Origin of the sequence: Rhizobium sp. BK251 (assembly GCF_004345245.1) — a bacterium.
Taxonomy (GTDB): domain Bacteria; phylum Pseudomonadota; class Alphaproteobacteria; order Rhizobiales; family Rhizobiaceae; genus Rhizobium.
This window is the reverse complement of sequence record NZ_SLUQ01000001.1, coordinates 731181-756039: the sequence shown is the minus strand read 5'-3', so window position 1 is coordinate 756039 and position 24859 is coordinate 731181. Positions and strand designations below refer to the sequence as shown.

General features: G+C 64.4%; 24 protein-coding genes. 3 read left to right on the top strand and 21 right to left on the bottom strand.

The genetic code is table 11. The features are described from left to right. Positions 1-138: 138 nt before the first annotated feature. The 20 genes from EV286_RS03675 to EV286_RS03580 all read right to left on the bottom strand — a co-directional run bounded on the left by EV286_RS03675 (position 139) and on the right by EV286_RS03580 (position 19288). Positions 139-1548: a HAMP domain-containing sensor histidine kinase gene (locus tag EV286_RS03675; protein WP_132955632.1), complete on the bottom strand. Its 1410-nt coding sequence runs from the start codon at positions 1546-1548 to the stop codon at positions 139-141. Continuing rightward, the gene (locus EV286_RS03670) at positions 1545-2222 is read right to left on the bottom strand and encodes a response regulator transcription factor (protein ID WP_207909719.1); all 678 of its coding nucleotides are present in this window, start codon (positions 2220-2222) and stop codon (positions 1545-1547) included. The genes EV286_RS03675 and EV286_RS03670 overlap by 4 nt, the downstream gene beginning before the upstream one ends. Positions 2223-2391: 169 nt before the next feature. Beyond that, the gene (locus EV286_RS03665; protein WP_132955630.1) at positions 2392-3966 is read right to left on the bottom strand and encodes a Do family serine endopeptidase; all 1575 of its coding nucleotides are present in this window, start codon (positions 3964-3966) and stop codon (positions 2392-2394) included. Positions 3967-4150: 184 nt separating this feature from the next. Continuing rightward, positions 4151-4609, bottom strand: a complete 459-nt coding sequence (locus EV286_RS03660; protein ID WP_132955629.1) for a cytochrome c-type biogenesis protein — start codon at positions 4607-4609, stop codon at positions 4151-4153. Then, the gene (locus EV286_RS03655; protein ID WP_132955628.1) at positions 4606-6594 is read right to left on the bottom strand and encodes a heme lyase CcmF/NrfE family subunit; all 1989 of its coding nucleotides are present in this window, start codon (positions 6592-6594) and stop codon (positions 4606-4608) included. The genes EV286_RS03660 and EV286_RS03655 overlap by 4 nt, the downstream gene beginning before the upstream one ends. Further along, positions 6591-7040: a cytochrome c maturation protein CcmE gene (gene ccmE / locus EV286_RS03650; RefSeq protein WP_132955627.1), complete on the bottom strand. Its 450-nt coding sequence runs from the start codon at positions 7038-7040 to the stop codon at positions 6591-6593. The genes EV286_RS03655 and ccmE overlap by 4 nt, the downstream gene beginning before the upstream one ends. After that, positions 7037-8194 (bottom strand): c-type cytochrome biogenesis protein CcmI, encoded by a 1158-nt coding sequence (ccmI, locus tag EV286_RS03645; protein ID WP_132955626.1) that lies wholly within the window; start codon positions 8192-8194, stop codon positions 7037-7039. Before ccmI ends, ccmE begins: the two co-directional genes overlap by 4 nt. Positions 8195-8352: 158 nt before the next feature. Then, positions 8353-8790 carry a hypothetical protein gene (locus EV286_RS03640; protein ID WP_132955625.1) on the bottom strand — a complete coding sequence of 146 codons (438 nt, stop codon included), beginning with the start codon at positions 8788-8790 and terminating at the stop codon, positions 8353-8355. Between the two features lie 107 nt (positions 8791-8897). Further along, positions 8898-10298 (bottom strand): HAMP domain-containing sensor histidine kinase, encoded by a 1401-nt coding sequence (locus EV286_RS03635; RefSeq protein ID WP_132955624.1) that lies wholly within the window; start codon positions 10296-10298, stop codon positions 8898-8900. After that, positions 10288-10959 carry a response regulator transcription factor gene (locus tag EV286_RS03630; RefSeq protein ID WP_132955623.1) on the bottom strand — a complete coding sequence of 224 codons (672 nt, stop codon included), beginning with the start codon at positions 10957-10959 and terminating at the stop codon, positions 10288-10290. Before EV286_RS03630 ends, EV286_RS03635 begins: the two co-directional genes overlap by 11 nt. 158 nt (positions 10960-11117) lie before the next feature. After that, positions 11118-11366 (bottom strand): hypothetical protein, encoded by a 249-nt coding sequence (locus EV286_RS03625; RefSeq protein WP_132955622.1) that lies wholly within the window; start codon positions 11364-11366, stop codon positions 11118-11120. A 195-nt stretch (positions 11367-11561) separates the two neighbouring features. Next, positions 11562-11771: a hypothetical protein gene (locus EV286_RS03620; protein WP_132955621.1), complete on the bottom strand. Its 210-nt coding sequence runs from the start codon at positions 11769-11771 to the stop codon at positions 11562-11564. A 23-nt stretch (positions 11772-11794) separates the two neighbouring features. Continuing rightward, positions 11795-15640, bottom strand: coding sequence for a glycoside hydrolase/phage tail family protein (locus tag EV286_RS03615; RefSeq protein ID WP_132955620.1), 3846 nt, complete (start codon positions 15638-15640; stop codon positions 11795-11797). Positions 15641-15700: 60 nt separating this feature from the next. Continuing rightward, entirely contained in the window at positions 15701-16168 is a 468-nt protein-coding gene (locus EV286_RS03610) for an NlpC/P60 family protein (protein WP_132955619.1), read from the bottom strand. Then, a complete protein-coding gene (locus tag EV286_RS03605) occupies positions 16165-17055 on the bottom strand; it encodes a DUF2163 domain-containing protein (RefSeq protein WP_132955618.1) in 891 nt (296 codons plus the stop codon). Before EV286_RS03605 ends, EV286_RS03610 begins: the two co-directional genes overlap by 4 nt. Further along, the gene (locus tag EV286_RS03600; protein WP_132955617.1) at positions 17052-17690 is read right to left on the bottom strand and encodes a DUF2460 domain-containing protein; all 639 of its coding nucleotides are present in this window, start codon (positions 17688-17690) and stop codon (positions 17052-17054) included. The genes EV286_RS03605 and EV286_RS03600 overlap by 4 nt, the downstream gene beginning before the upstream one ends. Before the next feature lie 7 nt (positions 17691-17697). Next, positions 17698-18240, bottom strand: coding sequence for a phage tail tape measure protein (locus EV286_RS03595; protein WP_132955616.1), 543 nt, complete (start codon positions 18238-18240; stop codon positions 17698-17700). Between the two features lie 30 nt (positions 18241-18270). After that, entirely contained in the window at positions 18271-18489 is a 219-nt protein-coding gene (locus tag EV286_RS03590) for a rcc01693 family protein (protein ID WP_281041073.1), read from the bottom strand. Positions 18490-18500: 11 nt separating this feature from the next. Further along, positions 18501-18881, bottom strand: a complete 381-nt coding sequence (locus EV286_RS03585; protein WP_132955614.1) for a gene transfer agent family protein — start codon at positions 18879-18881, stop codon at positions 18501-18503. Continuing rightward, entirely contained in the window at positions 18881-19288 is a 408-nt protein-coding gene (locus EV286_RS03580) for a phage major tail protein, TP901-1 family (RefSeq protein ID WP_132955613.1), read from the bottom strand. The genes EV286_RS03585 and EV286_RS03580 overlap by 1 nt, the downstream gene beginning before the upstream one ends. Positions 19289-19907: 619 nt before the next feature. Here EV286_RS03580 and EV286_RS03575 point away from each other — a divergent pair. After that, positions 19908-21137, top strand: coding sequence for an MFS transporter (locus EV286_RS03575; protein WP_132955612.1), 1230 nt, complete (start codon positions 19908-19910; stop codon positions 21135-21137). Between the two features lie 30 nt (positions 21138-21167). On the opposite strand, the gene EV286_RS03570 is transcribed toward EV286_RS03575, so the two are convergent. Beyond that, positions 21168-22004 (bottom strand): helix-turn-helix transcriptional regulator, encoded by an 837-nt coding sequence (locus tag EV286_RS03570; RefSeq protein ID WP_132955611.1) that lies wholly within the window; start codon positions 22002-22004, stop codon positions 21168-21170. Positions 22005-22114: 110 nt separating this feature from the next. On the opposite strand from EV286_RS03570, the gene EV286_RS03565 reads away from it, so the two are divergent. Both EV286_RS03565 and EV286_RS03560 read left to right on the top strand, forming a co-directional pair. Further along, the gene (locus EV286_RS03565) at positions 22115-23026 is read left to right on the top strand and encodes an SDR family oxidoreductase (protein ID WP_132955610.1); all 912 of its coding nucleotides are present in this window, start codon (positions 22115-22117) and stop codon (positions 23024-23026) included. 114 nt (positions 23027-23140) lie between these two features. Continuing rightward, on the top strand, positions 23141-24805 hold the full coding sequence (locus EV286_RS03560) for an arylsulfatase (protein WP_132955609.1): 1665 nt from the start codon (positions 23141-23143) through the stop codon (positions 24803-24805). Positions 24806-24859: the final 54 nt, after the last annotated feature.

Below are 24859 nucleotides of genomic sequence, written 5' to 3'. Positions count from 1 at the left end.
GCCGATCCCGCGCAAGAATCGCAAGCCTCGGACGGGCTTAAACTAGGGCGCTTCGGCGTGAAATGGAATCGTTTACGGAGGGGGATTTTTCAAGCGACCATCCGGTCGGGACGGCTGTGGCTTGCGCGGTCACCGCCCTCACTTTTTCTGGGCGGGGAAGACCATGCTGACGGTGAGACCGGGCGGGCAACCGTCCTTTGCGTCGGTATCGGAGAGTTCCAGCTGACCGCCGTGCAGTTCCATTACGGCCTCCACGAGCGAAAGGCCTAGACCGGTTCCGGGCTTGGAGCGGCTTTCGTCCAGCCGATAGAAGCGCTTGATCACTTCCTCGCGCTTGTCGGCCGGAACGCCCGGTCCCTGGTCCGAAACGGAGAGGCAGATGCCGTCGTCGCGCCGATGGAGCTTGAGGACCACGTCCTTCGCATGCGGCGCACCGGAGGAATACTTGATGGCATTGTCGATGAGGTTGAAGATCGCCTGCCCGATAAGTTCACGGTTTCCCTGCACCTCGATGCCAGGCTCGATGTCGCCGCTCATCGTCAGCCCGGCCTCCTCGGCCACGGGCTCGTAGAGTTCGACACTGTCCGCGACGATTGCAGAGAGATCGACAGGCGACATCTCGGCGGCAACGGAACCTGCCTCGACGCGCGAGATCATCAGCAGCGCGTTGAAGGTGCGGATCAGCTGGTCGGACTCGCCGATAATGCCTTCGAGACCGAGCCGGCGTGCCTCCGCGTCCGGGCTGTCGAGCGCGTCGGTGGCCTTGTTCCTAAGGCGGGTCAGCGGCGTCTTCAGGTCATGGGCGATGTTGTCGGAAACCTGCCGCAACCCCTCGTTCAGCTTTTCTATGCGCTCCAGCATGTTATTCAGCGAAACGGACATGCGGTCGAATTCGTCACCGGATCCGCCGACGGGAAGGCGCTGCGAGAGATCGCCCGCCATGATCTTCTTGCTCGCGGCCGACATGCGGTCGATGCGCTTCAGCGCATTGCGGCCGATGCCGAACCAGATGACGATTGCGCCGAGGCCCATGATGGCCAATGCGATCATCAGCGCCTGGCGCACGAGAACGCGGAAGCGCTCCGGCTCGCCCAGGTCGCGACCGATCAGGATGCGCAATCCGTTGTCCAGCCTGAAGATATTGGCAATTGCCAGATGCCGCCGCTCGGGTCCGCTGTCGGTGTAGCGATCGTAGCTGAACGGAAGGGATGTCCAGCCGTCTTCCTCGAACACGCCGGGCTGGACGGAAGCGACGTTGCCGGCAAGTATTTCGCCAGTCGGGCCGGCAATGACGTAAAGGTTCGCACCGGGCTGGCGCGCGCGACGCTCCATGGTGCGCAGCAAGAGGTTGATGCCGCCCGCGTCATAGGCACGCTTCACCTGGTCAACTTCCTGCTGGACCGCATCGCGGATCTGGTCGGTCAACAGGCGCTCTGACATCGACGTCACGTAGAAGACGAGCGTCGCGGCGCAAAGGGCGAACAACAGGATGTAAAGGGCGGAAAGGCGGACTGCAGTCGACTTGAAGAGAACCAGAAAGCGGCTCATCCGTCGTCCTTGATCATGTAGCCCGCACCGCGAATGGTCTTCAGCAGCGGCTGGCTAAAATCCTTCTCGATCTTGGAGCGCAGGCGCGAGACATGCACGTCGATCACGTTGGTCTGCGGATCGAAATGGTAGTCCCATACGTTTTCGAGCAGCATGGTGCGCGTCACCACCTGGCCCGCATTCTTCATGAGATATTCGAGCAACCGGAATTCTCGCGGCTGCAGGGGAATTTCCTTGCCGCCCCTGCGCACCTCATGTGCCAACCGGTCGAGCTCCAGGTCCCCAACGCGATAGACCACGTCCTGGTCGGGCGTGCCCTTGCGGCGGCCAAGCACTTCCACTCGGGCCAACAATTCGCTGAAAGCATAGGGTTTCGGGAGATAGTCGTCGCCGCCGGCACGAAGCCCGGTCACGCGGTCGTCCACCTGCCCGAGTGCCGAGAGGATGAGAACCGGCGTATGGATGCCCTTGCGGCGCAGCTCGCTGATGACCGAAAGTCCGTCGCGGCGCGGCAGCATCCGGTCGATGACGATCACGTCGTAGCTGTTTTCGCTGCCCATGAAGAGACCGCTCTCACCGTCGCTCGCGTGGTCCGCCACGATCCCGGCCTCGCGAAAAGCCTTGGTCAGGTAGGCAGCGGCCTCCAGGTCGTCTTCGATGATCAGAATCTTCATGTGGGAGACATTACCGTCCGCCCACTCTTCCACACAACCGGAATCCGAAGGGTTCAAAGTCTGTTGAGCACCGTTCTTCATGTTTCAACCCACCCATGTGGCTGTCGCACGGGAGCCGCGCAAGCCGTCGGCCTGCGCGGCTCCCAATCAATTCATCCGGCGAGGACGATCAGCCTTCGTTGATGGGAAGAGCCACGAAACGGCTTCCCTGGTCGGACTGGATCTGGAAGAGCGCCCGCGTGCGGCCGTCCTTCTTCGCCTGGTTGATGATCTTCATGATGTCGTCCGCGTTGGCGACCTCGTGATTGTTGACCGAGGTGATCTTCTCGCCTTCCTTCAGCCCCTTGTCGGCGGCATCGGAGTTGGGATCGATCTGGGTGATGGCGAGCCCCTTGCCGTCTTCGGCTGGCGCCACGGTTATTCCGAGGTCGGCCAGGGCCTTTTCGGACGCAGGCTGCTGCGGCTCGGGCTGCTGGTTGCTGTCATCGGCCGAAGCTTGCTGCTCTGCCGGAAGAGTGCCGAGGTCGACGGTGACGGACTCCGCCTTGCCGTTGCGCCACAGCGAAACTTCCACCTTGGAGCCAGGCGCCATCGCGCCGATGCGGCGGGCAAGGTCGCGCGGGTCCTTTACGGTTTCTCCGTTGACTGCCGTCACGACATCACCGTTCTTGATGCCGGCCTTGGCACCCGGCGAGCCGTCCTGCGGCGAGACGACCAGGGCACCGCTTGCCTCGGACAGGCCGAGAGAGTCGGCGATGTCCTTGGTCACGGGCTGGATCTGTACGCCGAGCCAACCGCGGGAGACGTTGCCGTCCTTGATCAGGTCGGCGACGACGTCCTTCGCTGTAGAGGCGGGGATAGCAAACGCAATACCAACGCTACCGCCCGACGGCGAGAAGATCGCCGTATTGATGCCTACGACCTCACCATTCTGGTTAAAGGTCGGGCCACCCGAGTTGCCGCGGTTCACCGGCGCATCGAGCTGAATGAAGTCGTCATAAGGACCGGAGCCGATGTCGCGGCCGCGAGCCGAAACGATACCGGCCGTAACCGTACCGCCAAGGCCGAACGGGTTGCCGACTGCAACGACCCAGTCGCCGACGCGGACCTTGCTGTCATCCGCCCAGTTGACGTAGGTGAACTTGCGGCCCTTCGGATCCACCTTCAGGACTGCGAGGTCGGTGCGCGGATCCTTGCCGATCAGCTTCGCGTCAAGCTCGGTACCGTCGTCCATGACGACCACGTAGGCCGAGCCATCTGAAACGACATGGTTGTTGGTAACGATGTAGCCGTCTTCCGAAATGAAGAAGCCGGAGCCCTGAGCGACCGGACGCAGACGACCCTGTTCGTCACCGCCGCGCGGCCCCTGCCGCTGCCCCTGCTGCGGACCACCCTGCTGCGGGCCGCCCTGCTGGCCGAACTGCTTGAAGAAGCGCTTCAACGGATGGTCGTCCGGAAGGTCGTCGAAGCCGCGGCCGTTGAAGTCGAAGGAATTGGTGGCACCATCGTCGGAAACCGGCTTGATGCGCGATTCGACGCGGACGGAAACAACGGCCGGAGAAACGGCCGAAACCACGTTGGCAAAGCTCGGTACCTGCGGTCCCTGGACATTGACGGGTTCGGCAAAGGAGCGGCTGATCTCGAGGGGTATGCCGGTGGCGAGCACCGCGACCGCAATGCCTCCCACGGCCGAGATTTTCAGGGCGGTACTGCGGGACAGGCGCTCTTTCACGTTTCTGAACATTTGTGTCTACCTTCTTTTTCTTCGGGCGGCTTGGCCGACGACCGGCGTGAATCGGTGAATAACCAAGATATAGGGTGCGATAAGTTACGGCGAACTGTCCGGAGGATGAAAATTTCGTAATGTAGCGAATTGCTTCATATATGGGCGAATTATTCCAAAAAGTCCCCATTCCGGGGATTATTTGCTATTCGCCGAGGATCCGATCCAGACGTGCGCGCTCGTCGTCGGTGAGCGCGCTGCCGGTCGGTCTGCCCACCCGCCGACGGGCGAAAAGGAGCAGCGAAAGCCCCCCAGCAAGGATGAGGAGGACGGGTGTGGCCCAGAGGAGAATCGTCCTCGCACTGAACCGCGGCTTGAGGAGAACGAACTCCCCGTAGCGGGAGACGATATAGTCGAGCACCTGCCGGTCGCTGTCGCCGTCCACGAGGCGCTCGCGCACGAGCAGCCGAAGGTCTTTTGCGAGGTCCGCATTGGAATCGTCGATCGACTGGTTCTGGCAGACCATGCAGCGCAGTTGCGCCGAGAGCGTCCGGGCCCGCGCTTCCAGCGCCGGGTCGGAGAGAACCTCGTCCGGGTTGACCGCCAGCGCAGGAGCCGCAGCGGCAAGGATAAGCGCCAGGACGAGAAGCAGCCGCTTGATCACTCTGCCGGCTCCATCGCCTGCGGCGCCGGCCGCGACCTTCTGCTCGGCGCGCCGACCCGCAGCCGTCGGTCACTGAGGGAAACCAGGCCGCCGAGCATCATGACGAGAGCACCACCCCAGATGCAGATGATGAAAGGCTTCCACCAGATGCGCACGACGATCCCGCCATCGTCCATCGGGTCGCCGAGGGAGACATAGAGCTGGCTGAGGCCGAAGGAGAGAATGCCGGCCTCCGTGGTCGGCATGCGCCGGGCGGTATAGAGCCGCTTGGACGACCAGACATCCGCAACAGCGACGCCGCCACGGCTCACCGTGAAGTGCCCGCGGTCCTCGGTGTAGTTCGGGCCGAGCGCAGGCTGGAGACCATCGAAGCGCAGCGAGTAGCCGCCGGCCTCCACGCTCCCGCCCGGTTTCATCTCGACGACGTGCTCGGTCTGGAATGTGGTCACCGCCACGATGCCGAGCACTGTTATGCCGAGGCCGGCATGGGCAAGAGCCGTACCGAAGGCCGAGCGCGGCAGGCCGACCAATCTGCGCCAGGCGACCGGGGCTGCCACCTTGCCGATCCCCGCGCGATACCAAAGGTCGGCAAGAGAGCCGAAAACCATGAACAGGCCGGCCGCAAGCCCTAGGATCGCGAGCACCGGACCACCATGCTCGATATAGAAGAAGAAGACGGCCGCGGCAAAGGCGAGGCCGGCAGCCACATAGAGCCGCTGCAGGGCGCCGAGGAGATCGCCACGCTTCCACGCAAGCATCGGACCGAATGGCATCGCTACCAGCAGCGGTACCATCAGCAGTCCGAACGTCATGTTGAAGAAGGGCGGGCCGACGGAAATCTTGTCGCCGGTGAGCGTCTCGAGCACTAGCGGATAGAGCGTCCCGGTCAGGACCGTGCCGGTGGCAACGGTGAGGATGAGATTGTTCAGCACGAGTGCGCCCTCGCGCGAAATCGGCGCGAACAAACCGCCGGCGCTGAGCAGGGGTGCACGATAGGCGAAGAGCGAAAGGGCGCCGCCGATGAAGATCAGCAGGATGCAGAGAATGAAGATGCCGCGGGTCGGATCACTCGCGAAACTGTGGACGGAGGTGAGCACGCCGGAGCGAACGAGGAAGGTGCCGAGAAGCGAGAGCGAGAAGGTCAGGATCGCCAGAAGCACCGTCCAGATCTTCAGCGCCTCGCGCTTTTCCATCACAAGCGCCGAATGAAGGAGTGCCGTGCCCGCGAGCCAGGGCATGAAGGACGCATTCTCGACGGGGTCCCAGAACCACCAGCCGCCCCAGCCGAGTTCGTAGTAGGCCCAATAGGAGCCCATCGCGATGCCGGCCGTCAGGAAGGTCCAGGCTGCAAGCGTCCACGGCCGCACCCAGCGAGCCCAGGCCGCGTCGATGCGCCCCTCGATCAGCGCCGCGACGGCAAAGGAGAAGCAGACGGAAAAGCCGACATAGCCGAGATAGAGGAGCGGCGGGTGGATCGCGAGGCCGATGTCCTGCAGCACCGGATTGAGGTCCTTCCCCTCTGCAGGGGCAGGATCCAGCCGGGCGAAGGGATTCGACGTCAGGAGTATGAAGAGCGTAAAGGCGACGGAAATCCAGGCCTGGACGGAAAGAACCGTCGCGCGCAGCGTGTCCGGCAGGTTACGGCCGAAGAGGGCAACGAGCGCGCTGAACAGCGTCAGTATCAGGAGCCAGAGCAGCATTGAGCCTTCGTGGTTGCCCCATACGCCTGAATATTTGTAGATCAGCGGCACGAGTGAATGGGAGTTCTCCCAGACATTCGCCACCGAGAAGTCGGAAACGACATGGGCATAGGTTAGCACACCGAACGAGAAGGCAACCAGTCCGAACAGGACGAACGATCCGGTCGGCGCCAACTCCATCATCGCCTCGTCCAGCCGGCGCACGCCGACCAGCGGCACGACGGAGACAATGATCCCCGCGGCGAGTGCCAGCACCAGCGCGTAGTGGCCGATCTCGATGATCATTGCGTCGCCCCGCCTTCCTTCCAGAGTCCTTGGGCCTTCAGCCGGTCCGCGACCTCTTTCGGCATGTAGTTCTCATCGTGCTTGGCCAGCACCGTATCGGCCATGAAGATGTTGCTTCCAGCCGCGAACTTGCCTTCGGTCACTACGCCCTGCCCCTCGCGGAAGAGGTCCGGCAGGAGACCCGTATAGTGCACCTTCACCGCATCATTGCCATCGGTGACGGCAAATTCCACCGTCGAGCCCGCGCCCCTGACGACCGATCCCTGGCCGACAAGCCCCCCGAGACGGATGCGTGTCTCCGGCGCCACCGGTGTCTTGGCGAGGTCGGCCGGCATGTAGAAATAGGCAACCGACTGGCTGAAGGCGAACATGACGAGCAGCACGGCGGCGATGATGAAGCTCATCCCTCCGGCGATCACTGCGAGGCGCTTACCCTTGCGCGTCATTGCTGGGCGCCCTCCGTCGACAGGCCGAGTTCGCGGGCCAGAGCCACCAGCTGCTTGCCCTCCACCCCTTGCGGCGGAAACGCCGCAAGGCCGCGCCGCAGTGCGTCCGTTGCTCTGTCCTTGTCATTCAGCACGGCATAGGAGCGGACCAGCCGCATCCAGCCCTCGAAATTGTTCGGATCAGCGCTGAGCTTGGCGTCAAGACTATCGACCATGCCGCGGATCATCTCCTGCCGGCCGCCGGCATCCATGTTCTCGGCCGCGGCTACGTCGGCCTCACTCGGATTTCCAGGTGCCCCGCTATCGACCGACGCGTTCGGCGTGTCGCCGCCGTTCTTGGCGATGTGCTCGCTGACCAGCGCCAGCCAGGGAGCGCCGGCCGGCGATTTCTTCGCCAGCGCCTCGAAGGCCTCGCGCGCCTCGTCGGATTTGCCGTCCTGCTCGAGGGCGAGCGCCAGATAATACTGCGCGCGCGGATTGTTGGGATCGAACGTGAGGGATTGGAGGAGCGAGTCACGAGCCTCGGACGTCACAACGCCGTCGCTCTCCGCCATCAGTGTCTCGGCAAGCCCGTCGAGCCGGGCCGGGTTCGGGCCCAAGAGGCGGATTGCGTTACGGTAGGCAGTTTCCGCATCGTCAAGCCGCATCGTCTTGAAATATATCGGAGCCAACACGTCCCAGCCGTGCCCATCCTGCGGGTTCTGCGCAAGATGCCGCTCCGCCTTGGTGACGAGGATACCCATGTCGTTGCCCGGATTTTCGAGGCGGGCGGCCAGCGGCTGCGAAGGCAGATCGGGGCTTCCCGTCTGCAGATAAAGACAGAGGCCGATGGCTGGCGGGACCGCTAGAACGAATGCCTCGACCAGGCGACGGCGCCTCGGAGTGGCCTTCTCGCCGGACGGCTCGTTCCCGGATGGCTCCTCCTTTGCGAGGGCGAGCAGGCGGCGGCCGATCTCGGCGCGCGCATATTCCGCCTCGCCTGCGGAGATCAGCCCGCCCGCGAGATCCCGGTCGAGTTCGCCGAGCTGGTCGCGGTAGACGGCCGCCTCGCCGGCACGGACTTCCCTTATCCCCCTAGCCTCTCGCAGGAGGGGGTAGAGCAGGATGGCGGCAACGCCCGCCGTCAGAGTGGCCACGAGAATCCAGAACAGCATTAGCGCCAATTACTTCATGCAGGCCGGCATTCCAACTGCGAAACCCCAAATGACGAAGATTTGAGACATTTAGCCTCGGCACCCCAGCAAAGTCGATCCGGGCAAAGCGATGTCATGATCGGCCCCAACCGCGACGAAATCGAGGCAAGTAAAGTCCGTCAGGTAAGCGGCGACCAGCTGCCGTCGCCGTTGCGGCATGCAGCCCCGCGCGCGACGGCCTGCTTGCCGCCAGAGGTGACCGTGTGGGTGTATTGCCGGCAGTTCTGCGAACCTACCTGGTAGGGAGCGGCTGCAACCACTTGCCCGCTCACGCCGCCGCTGCCCTGCCATGTGATGGCCTGCCCGCTACGCGCACCCTCCAGGGCGCGGTATTCCGCTTCGAGCGCCCGCTGTCGATCGTTGGCGCTGAGTTCGACGCCACTGCGGCCGACGATGCCCCCCTGCAGCGCCGTGATATAGGGTGCCGAGGGCGATGACTGCCCGCCGAGATGCAGCAGGCCGCGCGTGCCGGAAGAACCGCTGTTGGTTGTACAGCCGGACAAGGCAATGGCGCATGCGAGGGAGAAGGCAAAGAGACCTGGAGTGCGAAGCTTCATTCAATCGAACCAGAATTAGCCTTGGGAATCTGATGTCAGTGTTCGGTTGTGGCCACAATACACGGCAGGAGTCGGGGACCGGCCCCTTTCTGACATCATGCAGTTCCTCACGCAACATCCTTTGTGACACCCGGCAGGATCAGGCTCGCCCTGAGCCCGCCCCAACTGCCGCGGGAAAGTTCGAGGCGACCCTGGTATTCGCTGGTGATCTCGCTGACGATCGAAAGCCCGAGCCCCGTACCCGGCTTGCTCTCGTCCAGCCTGCGGCCGCGCTTCATCGCCTCGCGGATCTCGTCCGGCTCGAGACCGGGTCCATCGTCTTCGACCACGAGCTCGACCCAGTGGCGGCGCGCTGCGTCCGTGCCCTTGACGTCGTCAGGCGCCTCTCCGGCGACCACGCGCACCTTGTGGCCGGCAAAGCGCGCCGCGTTTTCGAGAAGGTTGCCGACTGTTTCCTCCAGGTCCTGCTGCTCCATCGCAACCGCCAGGTTATTCGGCGAGACCGAAAGCTCGAATTCCTTCTCGACATTCAGGCGCCGCATGACGCGCACGAGGCGTTCAAGCGCAGGTTCCGCCTCGGTGCGGGCGAGCACCGAGTCCCTCTGGGCGGCAATGCGGGCGCGGTTGAGGTAAGACTGCACCTGTCCCTGCATGGCCTCCGCCTGCATTCGCACGAGGTCGCCATGCGAGCGCTCGAGAACCCGGGCTTCGTTGAGCAGCACGGCAATCGGCGTCTTCAGGGAATGGGCGAGGTTTCCGACTTGCATGCGCGCACGCTCTATGATGCGGCGATTGCTCTCGATGAGGGCATTGACCTCATTGGCAAGCGGCAGGATTTCGCGCGGAAATTCGCCCTGCAGCTTCTCGCTCTCGCCGGTGCGGATGCGCTCCAGCGCGGCGCGCGCCTTGTCGAGCGGTTTCAGGCCATAAAGGATCGCAAGCGCGTTGACGATCAGGCTGCCAAGCCCGAAGCCGGCAAGCGCAAGGTAGAGGCTGTGGGAGAAAGCGCGCACGTCGTCCTCGACGACGTTGATATTGCCCGTGACGCGAAAACGCGCCGCCCGGCCGTCGGTATCGAGCACGACCTCGGTCTCGGCCACCTGGACATGGTTGCCGAACTCGTCCGTCACGCCATAGTAGCGCTCGTAGCTCTTGTCGAAGGGCGCCTCCAGAACGGAAAGTACTGGCAGGCTCGAGACGCCGAGCGATGGGGAGACGAGCGGTGCGCTGGTGTAGGTGCCGAGCGGCTCGACCAGCCAGTACCAGCCGGTCTTCGGCTGGGCAAAGCGCAGGTCGCCGAGCTGCGGGCTTCCAGCGAGAGCGCCCTGGTCGCCGATCGTGACGGAGTTGATGACGTTATAGAGCTGGGCGCGCAGCAGGTCCTCGAAGCTGCGTTCCGCACTCTTGCGGTAGAGAGTCGAGATCACCAGGCCGATCACGACAAGCGCGACGGTCGACCAGATCGTGGTCAGAAGCAGAACGCGGGCTGTAAGCGACTTAATTCGCATTGGTCGGCGCTTGGATCCGGTACCCGAGCCCGCGCACGGTCTCGATCAGATCGACCCCCATCTTCTTGCGAAGGCGGCCGATGAACACCTCGATGGTGTTCGAATCGCGATCGAAATCCTGATCGTAAAGGTGCTCGACGAGTTCGGTGCGGGATACCACCTCCCCCATGTGATGCATCAGATAGGAAAGCAGACGGTACTCGTGCGAGGTCAGCTTGAGTGCCTTGCCGTTCACCATCGCCTTGGAGCTCTTTGTGTCGAGCCGGACCGGGCCGCAGGTGATCTCGGAGGAGGCATGACCCGCGGCGCGGCGAATGAGGGCGCGGATGCGGGCGAGCACTTCCTCCACATGGAATGGCTTGGCCACATAGTCGTCGGCGCCCGCGTCGATGCCGGCCACCTTGTCGCTCCAGCGGTCGCGTGCGGTCAGGATAAGCACCGGCGTGGTGCGCCCGGCACTGCGCCACTTCTCGAGAGCGGTGATGCCGTCCATCTCCGGCAGGCCGATGTCGAGGATGATCGCGTCATAGGGCTCCGTATCGCCGAGAAAATGCCCTTCCTCGCCGTCGAAGGCCTGATCGACCACATAGCCAGCCTCCTTCAGCGTCTCGGTGAGCTGCCGGTTGAGGTTGAGATCGTCTTCAACTACCAGAATGCGCATCGGTCTGTTCTGTCCCGTTCCTGCCGCGCCGTCTCTCCCTTCCGGGCTGCACGGCGACACTTCGAAATGGCGCATGCCTTCCCGCGGGAATCGCCTCCAGCCTAGGACATGCATGCGTTGGAATTCATACCCTCATGGAGGCAGGTCGAACAGTCTCTTTACATCGGCACCTTGACGGTCACTTTGCGCGGCCGCTGGCCGTTGCCCTGAACGAGGACGGTGATGATGCAGGAGTCGCCTGCCGGCTGCGCGGAGAGAAGCTGCCCGCCGGTTTGCGCCACCACCTGCGCGGCAGCGGCGCTGCAATCGCCCCCGACTCGTACGACATATGTCAACGAGCCGTCATGTGGCGGCGCCGAAACCGCCAACAGGGCGGTCAGTGCTGCGACGCTCGAAGGAAATGCCATGTGCCATGCTTTCACGATTATACTAACTTGGTCGAATAGTTACTCAATGCGACCTGAATGGCAAATGAATGGGGTGTAATTTTCACCCCTCCGGCGTACCCGCCGAGTATTGTTGCCGGTTCTACAATAGAGGCTGCGAAAGGAACATGACGATGATGGACGGGGCGCGGTTCGACTCGTCCATCATCGTGTTATTCACTGGTTAATGGCCGTTTTCGCAGTCAAACGGCCATAGACCGCAAGCAACCCGCCGATGGCGCCCGCGATCGAAACCGCCGAATCGGCGATCACCATCTGATCGCCGGGGCTCACCTCGACGCCCGTGAATTGCACAAGCGATGCACCCACCGCGAGCAGTGCACCCCAAATAGTCTTCGAACGGTACCAGTCCTTCGATTCGTCCATTGCCTTCTCCTTCTGTGGTGATTCTAGATTGAAAGTGTCGCCAGCGCCGCGATGCCGAGCGGCACCTTGCGGCCCTTTTGCCGCAACCGGACGCGCAGTTCGGACTGCGGCAGGCCGAAATCTTCGATCTCCTCGGCGGGCGGATAGATCCAGGTGCTCGCGCCGACCTCCACCTGCCGCAGGGTCGTCTCGCCATCGAGGATTTCGAGCAGGTAGCCTTCCGCGGCTTCGTCGAGCGGTATCTCCGCCGCTGTCCAGTTGTCGGCGTCGAGGCGGGATCGTCGTATCCAGGTCAGGACGGTGGCTCCCTCCATGTTTCGATGCACGCGCAGATGCACCGGCGAGAGCGGCGTTTCGGCCCGAACGCCACCCTCGAAAACGAAAGGCCCCGCCCTTGAAGGCGTGCGGCCGGTCGCTTCCGCCATCCAGTTCAGCCTTAGCCCCATCTCCTCTGCGGTCAGCCCGAGCGGCTTGACCGCCTCGTCGAGCATCACGATCGGAGCGCCGAGCTTTGCCCCGGCCGTCATGGCGTCCTCGGTTCCGGCAAGTCCGCGCAGCAGCCCGCCGAGACGCCAGCGGTTTGCCGCAATCTCCTCGGCCTCCAGGAATGCTGCAATCTCCCAGTCGCCGCTGTCGCAACGCACGGCCAGCCGATTGACCCCGTTCAGCACCGATAGCGCCGGAGCAGAGGAAACGCTGCCATAAGCAAGATCGAACTCGATTGTCTGCGACCGGTCGAAGCGGCCACTTACCCCTGCCCCAAGCGGCGCCCGCAGGGTTCCGATCCTGGCCGGGCGTTCGAACAGTGCGCGCGCCCGATATCCCTCGCCCGTCGCCGATGAGGAAAGCCCGGTCACGCGCCACGGCCGTGCCAGTAGCGCCGCCCGGGCGAAGCTTGCGGCCTCGCCCGCCTCGAAGCGCGGAAGGTCCATCAGGTGGACGACTGGGGCGAAGAGGTTCGAGGCACCCTCGCCGGTCTGCTTGCCGCCATCGTTCATCGGCTGGAAGCCGCTGGCTTCGGCGACGAATTCCCGCGCCTCGATCTTCCGGGCCGCACCGTCCTCGATCCGCGAAACGAGGAAGCGGCCCTCCGGCCCGCCCGGCAGTGAGATGACATCGCCGGCCTGGATCCTCAGTTCGCCGGGGCCGGTGGCAAATCTCACGGAGCGTCGGGCACTCCGGTTGTCGCGCAGCAGCGCTTCGGCGGCGCCAAGTGCCGCCTCCTCCGGCAGCACGGCGGCGAGATCCTGGCGCAGGACCCGGCTCGTTGCGGCCGCGACGCGGCGTGAGCGCGCGCTCGCCTGCTCATAATCATTGTCCGGATTGTAGAATGTGACGATCGCTTCGGCCGCAAAGTCGCTGTCGTGGCCGCGCGTCTCCTGCCAGAGCGGCTCGTCCTCGAGGTCGGCGAGAACCGGCAGAGGCGTGGCGGGAAGGCTCGCCCGCCCGCGTGACCGAAACCGCAGAACGCCGTCCTCGATGACATCCACCTGAAAGGTGTCGAGCAGCGGCTCGATCAGCCCGCGCGCCGAGACGACGTCTGCCTGCACATAGCCTGTCAGGTCGCCAGTCACGGCGGAAACGTCGAAATCCTCGAAGCCGTGGTCGCGCAGGATCGCTGCGATCGCCTCGGCAAGCGTCGCAGAACCGAGCCTGCCGTTCAGCCAGTGGCCGGTGCGCCAGTTTGTGCCGTCGCTCCAGAGCGATGCATTCGCGGGAAAGGCGGGAAAGGGCCGCGCATCCCAGGTCCAGATGAAGACATGGTTCGGATCGACCATGCCGGCCGGCGCAGCCGGTGAATTCCACTTGTCGTTATGGGCTTCGAGGAAGCGCCGCTGCATGCTGTCGGCCCGCGTGCGGTGGGAGAAGTATGGCGCCGCACTCTCGGAAGATTTCGGGTCGGAAAAGACGTTCGGCTGGTTGGCGCCCTTGTCGATTGCCGGGCAGCCGAGTTCGGTAAACCAGATCGGCTTCCCGCGAGGCACCCATGCGGTCGGCGCTGCATGCTCGGCACCACCTGTCCGTTCATGGTGCGGATTGGCCCACCAGCTTTCGATGTCCTTGTAGCGAAACACCCATGGCTTGCCGGCGAGCCCGTCCGTAATCGGACTGCGCTTGCGGGCCGCGCGGTCGGAAGGGCTTGCATAGTACCAGTCATAGCCCTCGCCTGCGGTGATTGCCTCCGTCATAGCGGCAACGTCGTCGGCAATGGCAAAGCCGTCGGGATTCGCTTCGGAGACATCACCGTCGCGCCAGTCGGCAAGCGGCATGTAGTTGTCGATGCCGACGGCGTCGATCGCCGGCGAAGCCCAGAGCGGATCGAGATTGTAGAAGACGTCGCCGCTGCCATCCGCCGGGTGATAGCCGAAATACTCGCTCCAGTCGGCGCCGTAGGTGAGTTTCGTTCCTGCGCCGAGGATCGCTCGAACGTCGCCGGCAAGCGTGGCTAGCGTCGCGACGAAGGGAAAGCGACCGCTCTCGTCTCGGACCTGCGTTAAACCGCGAAGCTCCGATCCGATGATGAAACCGTCGACACCGCCCGCAGCCTTTGCCAGCAGCGCATAGTGCAGCACGAGCCTGCGGTAGCCCTCGTCATTGCCGCGATAGGCGACGGACTGGTCATCGATATCGAAATCGACTGCCCGCGCCGACCCTGCAAAGGCCCCCAGTTGCGTCCTCGCGGCCGCCGTCCTGTCGACAGTGCCGCTCTGGCCGGCCGCAGGGAAGCACGTGATCCGCCCACGCCAGGGATAGGCCGCCTGCGTGGTACCGGCATGTGGATCGGGCAAGACATTGCCGTGCGGAATGTCCATCATCAGAAAGGGATAGAGATAGACCTTCAGCCCGCGCGCCTTGAGATCGGCGATCGCGGAAACGACGCTCGCATCGTCCGGCGTTCCGCCATAGGCCGGTCCGCCCTGATTGCTGCTGATGAGATGTGCCTCGCCGCGTCCCACGCCGGAGACAGACCAGGGGCTGCTCTCCTCCTCGCGCTGCAGCGTCTCGACGCCCGGCACTATCCGGCAGTTGCCGGCTCGCAGATCGGTGCCGAACCAGGACACGACGAGCGCAACGCTCGTGAGATTGGGGCAGATCGCCGTCAGCTCGTCGATCGAGACGTCCCAGTCGGTTGCGCCCTGCAGGCTGTTACGGTTCATGATGCGTCCGCTGCCCTCGCCGGTCCTTTCCGTCACGGCAACCGTCCGATAGCCATGCTCGGTCGCGCCGGGGATCAGCGTCACCGCACGGATCTGCTTTTCCAGCCGGCCGATCGGCCGCACGACCTCGAACTGCAGGAGCGGGATGCGGTTGCCGAAACTGTCGAGCGGCAACCGCTCGAAGACGACATAGGCAAGGCCGCGATAGGCCGGCGCCATACCGGCGCCCTGCTTCGCCTCGATCAGCGGATCGGGCAGCTGCGTCGCCGTGCCTATATGGACGCGCATCTGGACACCCGTCAGGTCGATCTCGCGGCCGTCGGCCCATACCCGGCGAACGGTTGCGATCTGCCCCTCGCAAAGCCCGACGGCGAAATTGGCGTAGTAGCGGAAGTTTTCGACGCGCGGACCGGAAGCGGCCTTGCTACCCGAACGCTCGACCGTCACCTCCTCCTCGAAACGCGTCGCCCAGATCAGCGTGCCGCCGATCCGCGCCGTCCCATAAAGCCGGCTGACAGCCGTGCCCTCGTCAGCGCCGGGGATACGCGCCGTCGAAAGCCTTGCGCCCGAGACCGTCGAGCCGCCGCCGATCAGCGCGCGGTCGACCATGCTGCCCGCGATCGCGCCCGCCGCGCGCCCGATGATCGCACCGACAGGCCCGAAGACGCCGCCCAGCGCCGCGCCCGCCGCCTGCAAGAGAAGAGTTGCCATGGATACCTCTATGGGAGTTTTCAGCGCCTCGCTTCATTGCTCTAGAGACGTCTTCCTTTGTCAGACGGGGCCGTCTGCGATCGTCGGAACCTCCGGACGCGCCGGAAACCGGAACACGCCAGCGATCCGCCGTCGCCAGGATGGCACCAGTGCCGAGCGGACTACGGCCGCTTGCTCATAGGCATGGATGAAATGCTCCTGCCCGCAGAGTATGCCCGCATGCTTGGCGGCATGGTCCGGCCGCCAGCGGAAGAGCAGGAGATCGCCCGCATCAGCCTCGTCGATGGCGATCGGCGGCCCGAAGTGACGAAGCGCCGCCACCATCAGCCGGTCCCGGCCGCCCCGCTCCGCCCAGTCGGGCGCATAGGGCGGCGGCAGTTCCGGTTCATGGCCGTAGATCTCACGCCAAACGCCGCGCACCAGGCCCAGGCAATCGCAGCCGACGCCCTTGGTCGAACCCTGATGCCGGTAGGGCGTTCCGATCCATCCTTCGGCAGCGGCCAGCACATCTTGGCGAATATCGTTCATGGGAAGAGCGGCCTCCCGTCATGCACGGTTTCGCCGTCGGCATAGGAATAAGCGAAGTCCGATCCGGGCATATGCGGAAAGCCCTGAAAATTGAGCCCGTTGCCGAACTTGGCCCGGCAGGTGGAAAAGGCCTTGTCGCAACCCGCCGTCAGAAGCACGCGGTCGCCTTCATCCGGTGGCCTGGCCAAGGGGAGCCATAGCGTGATCTCCGTTCGCCCGTCAGCATCGGCATGGGCGTCGATGTCCGCCCGCTCGCCTGTATTCGGGCCGGTCAGGAAAGTAAGAAAGCCATGCCGGAAGAAACCTTCGCCGAAACCCGTCGCACCTGAAAGCACCAGCCGCGTCGCGTCGACAGCTGACGCTACGTGAGCTTCCGTAAGGTACTGCCCTTGCGTCAGGTCGACACCACAACGGCCGTCGCCAAGCACGGCGTCACAGCGCCGGTTGTAGATCCGCCCCTGCGGCTGGCCGAGACGGTGCGCGAAGCTCCTGAGCTCTGCGCGGAACTGCCCGGCATCGCGCGTGACTTCTCCGATCTCCTGAACCCTGAGCAGAAGATGCTGCGCAGGATCGGCCCAGTTGACGAGAAAGACTTCCACCCTCGCCCCGTCGTAACGGCCGCGGCTCAAATCGTCTTCGGTGATCGCCTCGCTCGCAAAGCCACCCGCCACCTCGCTCGAGGCGGCCGGCAGGCCGGTCTGTTCCTCAGTCTCGCTCGCGGAAAAACCGCTTGCTGCCTGGAACTGCGTGCCCGCGAAGGAAAGATCGCGATCGTGTTCGCTAAAGCCGAGCACGCGCCCGTCGCGCCGCGTCACCCGCCAGGCATGGCATACGGTTGTCGCGTCCCCCGCAAGATGCGCCTCGAGTGCCGGATCGATCGTCCTCATGGCAATATCTCCAGAAGCGGAATGGAAGGGATGCGCCCCGCATTGAAGGACGCGAGATTGACCTCGATGCGCCCCGTCCCGAAGCGCACGGGCACGTCGAATTCGAAGCCCGCGGTCACCGCCATGCCCTCGGCGGGGATCGCGCCGGCGGCAAAGGTAACGATGCCGGTTGCAGCGTCGCAGGTGAAATCAGATGATGGAACCATCGCCCCGTTGATCGCGACGACCACCGTCCCCGCGACCGGCTTCGAGATGCGCCGCGTGCTGCCCGCGGCCGCGTCGCCATAGGTCTTGGCCAGCGCGAAGGCGGCGGCTTCGCCGTCGCCGGTGCCAATGGCCTGGTCCATCACCGTCACCGGCGCTTCCGGCCGCCCCGACTTCCAGTCGAAGGGATCGCGGAAACGGAAGCCGTAGAGTTCGCCGCGCCGCGCCTCGAAGAATTCAAGCACCTCGTAGAGATCGGCGATCGAGCGGACGCCCGATCCGGCATCGTAGCTGCGGCGTGCGTCGCGCCAGCGGCTGTTGCGGCTTTCGCGACCGTTGGAGAGATTGACGATATCCGTCCGCCTCACCGGGCCGCCGCTCGTCGCGAGCGACAGCCGCAGCGGAAAGCGTACCTCGTGAAATCCAGTCATCGCGAGCTCACAGGTTGCGCCGGCCGCGCATCGCGGTGCGTGCCAGCATGGTGGAGATCTGCGCCTCGCTCTTCTGGAAGCTCGAGGCATCGGTCGCCGTCACGTTGAAGATGATCTGCGTCGGCGCGCCGCTTGCCGCGGCAACGCCGAGCGCGCCGTCGGCACCGCGCTTCAGCGGCAGGATCGCCTCGCTGCCCGCCTCCCCCATCAGCCCCGTATTTCCGCCCATCGGGAAATAGGTTGGCGCCGATACGACGCCGCCATCGGCAAAGGCAAAGAGCTTGCCGAACCCGTCGGTCAGCCCCGAGGCGGCGTTGCCCAGCGCGTTCCCGAGCGGACGCAGGCCCGCCGTCAATGCGATGTCGGTCAGCCGGTTGCCGAGGCTCTTCAGCACGTCCTCCAGCCCCTTGCCGCCTGCCGTTGCCGAGCGCAGCGCGCCCGTGAGTGCCGAGCCGAAGGAGCGCGAGCGCCCGTCGAGATCGTCGAGCACGCGCCGCAGCGCCTCCGCCTGCACCGTCGCGGTGCCAAGGTCGTTCTCGTCCTCTTCCATGTTCCCCTCCGATGTTGCCTATGCCGCGCTTCATCTTTGAAACGAGGTCACTTGGTCGGGATGAAGCTGCATCAGGGCGTCGAGCCCTGTCCGATCGATTGCGGCTGCGCGCGGCGAGAGCCCGCCCGTCATCGCGTGGAATTCGGCTGGCGTCAGCGCCCAGAATGTCTGCGGATCGAGCCGCAGCAGACAGAGCCCGGCATGCATGACGCGGCCCCAGGGAAAGGGCTCCCGTCGGCCGGCCTTGATGCCTGCTGCGGCTAAAGGGGGCGGAGGGAGGTCTCGTCCCCCGCCCCCGGACTTACCCCAGGGCCGGCAAATGTCACGGTAAGAAGATCGCGCACGAGCGCCGCATAACCGGCGATCCCGCCCTCGACGCTCGCGCCCGCCACGTCCTCGTCGGAATAGACGTTGCCGCCGCCGCGCAGGCCGGCGCCGATAATGCGGATCATATCGACAGCCCGTAGCCTGCCCGCGGAAAAGCGTTCGGCGAGCCCGGCGAGATTGTCGGTCGCAAATGCGCTCTCCAGTTCGGCAAGCGCGCCCAGTGTGAGGCAAAGGATGCGGCGCTCGCCGTCGATCACCGCATCCACCTCGCCCCTGTGGCGGTTTGCCCTCGCCCCGGTCACGGGCCGCGCCATCACAGCGCCCCGAAGTTCAGCGCACCCGCCGATTCCAGCGCCAGCTCGAACGTCACCTCGCCGTCGTGCTGGCCGGAATATTCGAGTGCGGTTGCCTGGAAGGGACCGCTTACCGTTCCGAAGCCGGGAATGACGATCTGCCAATCGAGGATCGCCCCATTGAAGAAGGCGGCACGCACCAGCGCGTCGGTTGCCGCATCCTTGAATATGCCGGTGCCCGAAACCGACGCCCGCTGCACGCCCGCCCCGCCCAGCAGCTCGCGCCAGCGCCCGGCGCTTTCTGCATCCGTGACGTTCACCGTCTCGGCATTGAAGGCAAGCCGCTTCGAACGCAGCCCCGCCACCGTCTCGTAGGCCGTTCCGTTATGCACCTTCAGCAGGAGATCCTTACCCTTCTGCGCCACCATATGCTTACCCTTTCATTGAAAACGGCGCCATGCGGCGCCCCACGCTGCTGACAAACCTCTTGTGGCTCGGCACACCTTGATTCTCCGTCATTCCGGCCCTGAGCCGGATCCAGCGAGCCGCGTGTCTGCGCGGCGAATGAGTCTTTCGCGATCAAGGACTTGATCGCGCTGGATACCGGCACGAAGCCGGTATGACGGGGGTGGGTATCTTGCCGCTCACTAAGCAATCAATCGCGTTGACTGCTTTGTCATCAGTCTGAGGCACCGTGCGGCGCCCACAGGTTGTCTGCAAAGTCCGATATCACAGGACCGCGCTGCCTCGTCCCGTCACCCCGGACTAGATCCGGGGTCCAGCGGCGGCGCGTCGGCGGCGCACAAGACTCCCCCAGAGAGTCACCTTTCGGCTCGCAGATGTTCGCCGACTGGATTCCGGCCCAAGGCCGGAATGACGGCAGGATGGGGCACCGCGCTAGGACTTCGGCCCATGCCATCTTGCAACGGCCTGAAGGCGCCATACAGCTTCCTATCGATCGCCCATGCGAATAGTCGCAATTCCTCGTCCGCGATCGGCGTGCTATGTCCGTTCCGCCCCGCTTCTCTCGCCGCGATTCCAGCCCCGATGCCCAAGACCATTTCCATCCGCACCGCCCGGACGGTCGCCGTCCTTGCCGTCACCCAGCTCATCGGCTGGGGCACCAGCTTCGACATGCTTGGCGTCATGGGCCGCATCATCGCGCCGGATCTCGGCCTCTCGAACGAGATCGCCTTTGCGGGATTGACGGTGATGATGATCGTGAGCGCGCTCGCCGGTCCGGCGACGGGACGGTGGCTCGGACGCTTCGGCGCCGCCCGTGTCCTTGCCGCCTCCTCCGTTATCTTCGCACTCGGCCTTGTCTTGCTTTCAGCGGCAAACGGGATCGTGCTCTATGCGCTTGCCTGGTGCGTCATCGGCCTCGGCGGCGCCCTTGGCCTCTCGGCTCCGGCCTATACCGCTGTCGTCGAGCGCGAGGGCGTAAACGGCAAACGCGTCATCGCCATCCTGATGCTCTTCACCGGGCTTTCGAGCGCCATCTTCTGGCCAATCCTCAGCCTGCTGGAGGCGAGCGTCGGCTGGCGCCTCACCTTCCTCGTCTGCGCCGGCCTGCAGTTCTTCATCTGCCTGCCGCTTCATCTCTTCGCCCTGCCGAAGCCGATCGTCGTCTCCACGGTCAACGGGACCGGCGAGCCGCCGCCCATCGCGCTCAGCGCCTCGCAGCGGCGCTATGCCTTCGCGCTCATCGCGGCTGCGACGACGATCTCGACCTTCGTGACCTTCGGCCTGTCGCCCTCGCTCCTCGAGATCCTGCGCCAGTCCGGCGCGTCGCCGGCTTTCGCGCTGCAGCTCGCATCGCTGCGCGGCGTCCTCGGCATCTCGGCACGCTTCCTCGATATGCTGCTCGGCAAGCGCGGCAACCCGGTGCTGAGCGCCGTCATGGGCGTCGGCCTGATGTTGATCAGCTTCTTTCTGATGCTTGCAGTCGCTCCGTCGGCGCCGATGCTCGTCGCCTTCATCGCGCTTTACGGTTTCGGCTCCGGCGTCATGACCGTCGCGCGCGCGCTGCTCCCGCTGGCGATCTTCTCGCCCCAGGAATACGGCCTGCAGTCGGCCCGTCTTTCGCTGCCGCAGAACCTTGCCAATGCCATCGCGCCGGTCGCTTTCACCGCGATCCTCGACCGCGCGGGCACCGGCATGGCGATCGCCGCCTGCCTTGCCCTCGTCGCATGCTCGCTGGTCTTCGTGCTGATGCTGGCTTTGCTGGTACGCAAGGCGTCTGTCGAGCCGGCAACTTCTGCCGAAGCGAGCGCCTGATCCTGCCACGCTCGCGCTGCTTCTTGGTAATCAGGACGCCGAGTTCCGCGCCTTGATCAACGACCTCACCACCTCTGCATCCTCCGGCGTCGCCGGATTGTAGACGACCATGCCGAGATCGGGCCGGCCGTCGACGATGAAGGCCGAAAATTCCAGTGCGATCAGCCCGGCAACCGGGTGATGCATATGTTTCGTGCCCTCGCCATAGGCCACGACATCGTTTTCACGCCACATCGCTGCAAATTCCGGGCTCAAGCCGCAGAGCTCGTCGACGAAGGCCCGCACGTTTTCCGCAGCCCCGGCGCGGGCCACGTCCGCACGGAATGCCGCCACCACGAAGCGGGCGACGCTCTCCCAATCGACCTGCCTGGCGCGAATGCGCGGATCGCAGAAGATGAGCCGCAATATATTGCGTTGGTCGGGCGGCAAGGTCCCGTAGTCGGTCAGCACAGCCGCGGCGGCACGGTTCCAGGCCACGACATCCCAGGTCGGTGTCTTGATGAAAGCCGGGCTGAGTTCCAGCGCGTCGAGAACATGCTGCAGGCGCGGCGTTACGCCCTCTGCCGCGTGGTAGCGCACTTCGGGGGGCCGGCCGAGGCCGAGCAGGAAAAGATGCTCGCGTTCGATATCGGTCAGCATCAGCGCCCGGGCGATGCGGTCGAGCACATCGGCCGAGGGGGCGCCACCGCGCCCCTGCTCCAGCCAGGTATACCAGGTCGCGCTCACATTGGCGCGCTGCGCCACTTCCTCGCGCCGCAGCCCGGCCGTTCGCCGGCGTTTCAGGGAGAAGCCGAACGTCGCCGGATCGAGCTTCGTGCGACGATCCCTCAGGAATGTTCCAAGCAGGTTGTCGTCGGTGACCGCCATGCGCGTCCTGTTAGCAATTATACCTGTATAAGGTCACTACTTTACCCGGATAATTAGCGCCCCGATAGTGACCCTCGTCAAGTCCTTCATCTGAATTCGGGGAATTTCTCATGCGTGTTTTCGTTACCGGCGCGAGCGGCTTCGTCGGCTCCGCCATTGTCCGGGAATTGATCGAAGCGGGCCACAGCGTCCTCGGCCTTGCCCGCTCTGATGCTTCCGCCGCGTCCGTTGCCGCGGCAGGCGCCGACGTCCACCGCGCTTCGCTCGAGGATCCGGAAGGCATTGCCGAGGGCGCACGAACCTGCGACGGCGTCATCCACACCGCCTTCAACCACGACTTTTCGAAGTTCAAGCAAAACTGCGAAACCGACAGGACCGTAATCGAAACCCTCGGCTCGGCACTTGCCGGCTCCGACCGCCCCCTGATCATCACGTCAGGCACAGGTCTCCTTGCATCCGGGCAGCTTTCGTCCAGCCGCCTTGCGACCGAGGCGGATACGCCCGCGACTGCGTCCACGTCGATCCCGCGCGTTGCCTCGGAAGAGGCCGCAGCCTCTGTTGCCGCGCGGCGTGTTGCTGTCTCTCTCGTACGCCTGCCTCCCAGCGTCCATGGCGATGGCGATCACGGTTTCGTCCCCCTCCTCATCGGCATCGCGCGTGAAAAGGGTATTTCCGCCTATCCTGGCGACGGGCGCAACCTCTGGCCCTCCGTCCACCGGCTCGATGCCGCCCGTCTCTTCAGGCTGGCGCTCGAGAAGGGCACCGCTGGCGCACGCTATCACGCGGTCGCCGAAGAGGGCGTGCCGCTCCGGGATATCGCCGAGGTCATCGGCCGGCAGCTCGGCGTGCCGGTCGCCGCGAAACCTCCCGAAGACGCCGCTGACCATTTCGGCTGGTTCGCCCATTTCGCAGCGCTCCACAATCCGACGTCCAGTGCATGGACGAGAGAGAAGCTCGGCTGGCAGCCGGAGCAGCCGGACCTCATCACCGATCTCGATCGGCCCGGCTATTTCGCTTCCTGAATACCCGCGCCGATACCGTGCAGGCTCCCGCATTTACGGTTGCGTACTTCCGAAGCCTATAATTTACGCGCAGCCTTCCCCCGCAAGGTTACAAATCTCGGGAAGGAACATGCGATGACTGACGTCGAACGCGACAACCCCAAAGATGCGGGCATTCCGCTAAGCCGGCGCGATATACTTCTTGGCGGCAGTTCACTCGCCATCACTGCCCTCGCGGTTGCCTCATCAGTGGAAGGCGCGAGGGCGCAAACGCAACAAGCCGCACCGAGCGATAGCAGCGGCGCAGGCAAGCCACCGAATATCCTCGTCATCTTCGGCGACGACATCGGCATCCCGCAGATCAGCGCCTACACCATGGGGCTCATGGGCTACCGCACGCCGAACATCGACCGGATCGCGGCGGAGGGTGCAATCTTCACGGACTCCTACGGTCAGCAGAGCTGCACGGCCGGCCGCGCCTCCTTCATCCTCGGCCAGGAGCCGTTCCGCACCGGGCTGCTCACGATCGGCATGCCGGGCGACCCGCATGGCATCCAGGACTGGATGCCGACGATCGCCGACGTCATGAAGACGAAGGGTTATGCGACCGGCCAGTTCGGCAAGAACCATCTGGGCGACCATGACGAGCATCTGCCGACCAACCACGGCTTCGACGAGTTCTTCGGCAATCTATATCATTTGAACGCAGAGGAAGAACCGGAAGGCTACTTCTATCCGAAGGATCCCGAGTTCAAGAAGAAGTACGGGCCCCGTGGGGTCATTCACTCCTATGCCGACGGCAAGATCGAGGACACCGGCGCCCTCAACACCAAGCGCATGGAGACGGTCGACGAGGAGTTCCTGGGTGCGGCCAAGGACTTCATCAAGCGACAGCACGATGCCGACAAGCCATTCTTCGTCTGGTTCAACTCGACACGCATGCACGTTTTCACTCACCTGAAACCGGATTCGCTCGGCAAGACCGGCAAGGGCATCCATGCCGATGGCATGGTCGAGCATGACGGCCACGTCGGGCAACTCCTGCAGCAGCTCGACGACCTCGGCATCGCCGACAATACGATCGTGCTCTACACGACCGACAATGGCGCGGAACTCGCGCTTTGGCCGGATGGCGCCCAGACAATGTTCCACGGCGAAAAGGGCACGACCTGGGAAGGCGGCTTCCGCATCCCGATGATGGTCCGCTGGCCGGGCGTCGTGAAGCCCGGCACGCAAATCAACGAGCCCGTAACGCTCATGGACTGGATGCCGACATTTGCAACGGCGATTGGCGTTCCCGATCTGAAGGACCAGATGAAGCAGGGTTTCCAGGCGGGAAGCAAGACCTTCAAGGTTCATCTCGACGGTTACGACCTGACGGATCTCCTCAAGGGTTCGGCGGAACAGCCTCCGCGCGACGTGGTCTACTATTTCGACCAGGGCGGCAACCTCAATGCCATCCGCTGGAACGACTGGAAGCTGAGCTTCGCGACCGCCAGCCACGGAAACATCGCCACCGCAACCCGCGAGGTACCGAGCTGGGCTCTCATCGCGAACCTGCGCATGGATCCCTATGAAAGGGGGATGGAAGAAGGCGGAGGAGCAATCGACTTCCTCGCCCGCAACATCTGGCTGCTGGTTCCCATCCAGGGAAAGATCAAGGAGTTTTTCGCGGACTTCGAGCAGTATCCGTTCCAGACGGGCAGTTCGCTGAACGCAGGCGGCATCAACTATGCCTGGCTGCAACAGCAGGCGGCGCTCAAGCGCTTGAATGAGCTCGAAACTCTGACGCCGCGCTGATAGTCCCAGGATAACCTCAACCGATCCGGCGCCGCCCACCGCCGGATCGGTCGA